Below are 4049 nucleotides of genomic sequence, written 5' to 3'. Positions count from 1 at the left end.
GTAAAATATTGAACAATATTTGAATTATTACCCAATACGTATTTTGATGTATCAAGCTACTTGTTAAATTTCCATATGCAAAATATCGAGGTTTAAAAAATGAATGGTCTAAAAGATGAGAGATTATTATTATAGGTAATTGGCATACTTCTATAGACACTTAGAACAAGTAGATCTAGAGGGTATATCAACAGACTACTCGCCAATATAAAAAGCTCTTCATTTGAAGAGCCCTTTATATTCGCTTCATCGAAATAGTTTCACGTATACTTTGTAAATTTTGTAGTGTTTCCTCTTGTCGCTGCAATGACAATCCCACATACAAAGTATCTAATAAACTAAGCTGCGCTAATCGTGACGAACTTGCTTCTGTACGGAATTCTGTCTCACGCGTCGAAGTATATAATGTTATATGAGCAAGTTGGCTTAATGCCGATTTTTGATAGCTCGTAATCGCAATAATTTTGGCCCCTCTTGCTTTCGCTACTTCTAACGCTTCAAGTAAACCTTTATTACTGCCTGAATGAGAAATTGCAATGACCACCGCTTCTTTTGTCAACAAGCCAGCTCCCATAATTTGAAAATGTGAATCCGTATGAGCAATACAAGAAATACCCGTTCTCATAAACTTATGATAAGCATCCATCGCAATAATACCTGAACCACCATTTCCATAAAACTCAATTCGTTTCGCTTCATTCAGCGCACTTACTGCCTGTTCCAACGCGTTATCGTTTAACAAATGTAATGTATCTTGCAGTCCTGTAATATGTGAATGAAAAACTTTTTTAGCAACAGTGACAATATTATCTTCTACCGATACTTCCTCATGAATATTTTGCATCGGGGTATGTACAATCTCACGAGCTAATGTAATTTTCAAGTCTTGGAACCCTTGAAAACCTAAGTGTTTGCATAAGCGGAATATCGTTGCTTCGGAACTATTCGTAACTTCCGCTAATTCCGTAATCGATTTATGTACAACATCTTGTGGATGTTTCAAAATATGTTCGGCAATACTTCGTAATTTCGGTGATAAACCATTTAACGAAGCCTGAATCTTTCCAATCCCACTTTTTGTACCAGGCATAGCGTATCTTCCCCTTCCATAGTAGCTTTATCCCGTATTAACGGGCAGTAAGACTCCCACCTCAAAATTCGATGAATGCAAGGGAGTTAGGTGGGAGTCTTACTGCCCGTAAAAACCCGATTGGTTCAACTAATAATCAGTGGGGATGGCCCCCCCACTGATTAAAGTTTCACTTTATTGTACCTAATTATTGAAAGAAGAAAAACCTTTATTCGGCATCTCTATACATTTTATTTGCTCCTATGTATTCTACCGTAACATATGACACAATTATTCATACTTATTTCTAGTTTTCCCCATGCTTTACTGCGTATAAGGCAGCTTGTGTACGATCATCTACTTCCAATTTAGCCAATACGTTAGAAACGTGTGTTTTCACAGTTTGTTCTGTAATATGAAGTTCTGCTGCAATCTCCTTATTGCTTCTTCCCTTCGCAATTTCACGAAGTACTTCTTGCTCCCTTTTTGTTAACATAGAAAAAGGATTCTCTTTTTCTTTCTTGACTGCTGATCGTCCTAATAGTGCTGGTGTTACTTTCGGGTGAAAATTTGCATTTCCTTGATATACCGCAACGATTGACGCAACGAGTTGATCTGGCTGCACTTCTTTTAATTGATAACCATCTGCCCCAGCTTCTAATGCTGGTAAAACGTAATCTTGTTCTGAAAAACTACTGAGCATAAGAATTTTTATTGTCTCATCGTATTGTTTTATACGTTTTGTCGCTTCAATACCATCCATTTTCGGCATTGATAAATCCATTAATACTACATCTGGCCTTTCTGCTTGGACGAATGTTAATGCTTCTTCACCATTTGCTGCTTCCCCAATAATTTCAAATTCTTCTCTCGTCTTCAAAAAGAATACGAGTCCCCTTCGAACGATATGATGATCTTCTACAAGTAATAATTTTATTTTCACTGACGTTCTCCCTCTCAAACCGGTAATTGAATTTCTATCTTTGTCCCCTTTTCCGGTTCTGCTTTTATTCGAAAAATTCCCCTCATTAATTCAATTCGTTCTTTCATACTTTTCAAGCCAAGTGCTGACTCTCTTACTTGATCCTGTATAAATCCTATTCCGTTATCTTCTATGTAAAAATGCAACTTATTATTTTCTATCCTTAAATGAACACATACTTTTTCACATGAGGCATGTTTTTTACAATTATGTAATGCCTCTTGGCTTATACGCCATAAAACTTCTTCTATTTCATCTTCAATTAAAACCATTCCATCAATTCGAACTTCCACTTGAATCCCTAACAGTTTTCCGTAATTTTGTATCGCTTCTGCTAAACCTTTCTCTAATCCTTCAGGCCTTAATTGCCAAATCAAAAGTGTCATCTCTTGTAATGCTTCCTGTGATAATTCTCCAATATAACTTAACATCTCTTGCAAGTCTCTATCCTTCGTCATATTTAGAGTCCCTTTCGCTGTTAGCATAATTGAAAATAACAATTGTTTAACAGAATCATGTAAATCACGAGCCAATCGATTTCTTTCAGCTACAACTACATATTTTCGTTCTTTCTCAACTAATTGAATACGTTGTATTGTCGTTCCAATTTGAAATGCAATCGCTTCCAATAACGCTAACTCCTCCTCAGAAAAATGTGTTTTATGAGGCGAGGCTACATTTAATAGACCAAATTTCTCTGATCCAGATCTTAGCGGAATTGTCGCATGATGTGTAACATCTTCTGTCTCGCCCCAATTACATTCAATCGCATCCTCTATTCGTTTACATTCAATAATATTTGTTGCTTTTTCCAATCTTCCATTCACAAAACGTTCTACACACCAACAATCGCCTTCACACATCGGCTTCTTTTCCCGCCACGTAAGAGCTGGGGGTAAGTTTTGGTCTACAAGCATACGATGCTTTCCACTTTCATCAATAAAGAATATCCACCCTGTTTGTAAATTCATAACTTGTAATAATGTATGTAACACTTTTCCTAACATTTCCTGTAAGTTTGTTGCTTCATTTAGTAACTCAGCAATTTCTTTTAATGCCTCTAAACGATGCATCTCTTTTTCATCTATGTTCATTCTCATCACCAACTACCATTATAACATTAAGAAATTTCAAAATACTACAAACAAAAAAGAACCGAATTCCTTCAGCTCTTTTTTCGGAGATATCCCATACAATTCATTCAAATCTACTGATTTGCAAATCTAAATTCTAAACCAAAACAGAAATTAGCTAGTTTTCATTAACTGTCTGATAAAGATTGTCCCCCATGAATATGCTGTAAACTTTCAGTGTTAACGAACATATTCGCTGCTGGCATTTGCACTTGATTTTTATGGAAAATAGACATTAATTCAAATCTTACTTGTCTAGAAGTTTCAAAATAATCTTCCGGTTTAATCAAACCTGTAATACAAAATTCATATCCAACATATTTAAGGTTAGGATTTAAGTCTGTAACTCCAACATATTTAAATGGTTCAACGGCTTCATCATCTACTCTATAAAGACTTTGATCCAATTTTTCATTACAAATAACACACACTTCTTCTAACAATTCCTTAACTCTTGTAGGATCTTCCTGATAACTTACCGTGATGCGTTCAATAACTCGCATCCATCCTTTATTAAAATTTTGTATCGTTCTAATCTCTCCGTGTGGTATGGTAAGGAGTTTTCCTGACCATTCACGAATTTGCATAAAACGAACACTAATTTCCTCAATGGTTCCTGAATTTGTTCCGTTAAAAGTAACAAAATCGCCAACACGGAACTCTTTGTCCGCTAATCTTGCAAAGCCTAATATTACATCTTTTAGCATCTGTTGTGCAGCAAAACCGATGACAACTCCCGCTATCCCTGCACCTGCAATAATACTTTTTATATCTACAAATTGACTAATTAAATATATGATAAGACTGATGATAATCATATACCTAAAAATAGATCGAATTACACTTTGAATCGTCTGCTCTACCT

4 protein-coding genes are annotated in these 4049 nt (G+C 35.6%); all 4 read right to left on the bottom strand.

Translation table 11 applies throughout. The features are described 5' to 3' along the window. Positions 1–235: 235 nt before the first annotated feature. Positions 236–1090, bottom strand: coding sequence for a MurR/RpiR family transcriptional regulator (locus AB3X49_RS18800; protein ID WP_002012688.1), 855 nt, complete (start codon positions 1088–1090; stop codon positions 236–238). A gap of 286 nt (positions 1091–1376) precedes the next feature. Continuing rightward, entirely contained in the window at positions 1377–2012 is a 636-nt protein-coding gene (locus AB3X49_RS18795) for a response regulator (protein WP_002127217.1), read from the bottom strand. Between the two features lie 14 nt (positions 2013–2026). Continuing rightward, the gene (locus AB3X49_RS18790) at positions 2027–3145 is read right to left on the bottom strand and encodes a GAF domain-containing sensor histidine kinase (protein ID WP_016092678.1); all 1119 of its coding nucleotides are present in this window, start codon (positions 3143–3145) and stop codon (positions 2027–2029) included. Between the two features lie 167 nt (positions 3146–3312). Then, a partial coding sequence (locus AB3X49_RS18785; protein ID WP_367963969.1) for a mechanosensitive ion channel family protein occupies positions 3313–4049 on the bottom strand: 737 nt, incomplete at its 5' end.

The sequence above is a fragment of the Bacillus sp. C30 genome (assembly GCF_040838255.1).
Lineage (GTDB): Bacteria > Bacillota > Bacilli > Bacillales > Bacillaceae_G > Bacillus_A > Bacillus_A mycoides.
This window is presented reverse-complemented; position numbering and strand designations above follow the sequence as displayed.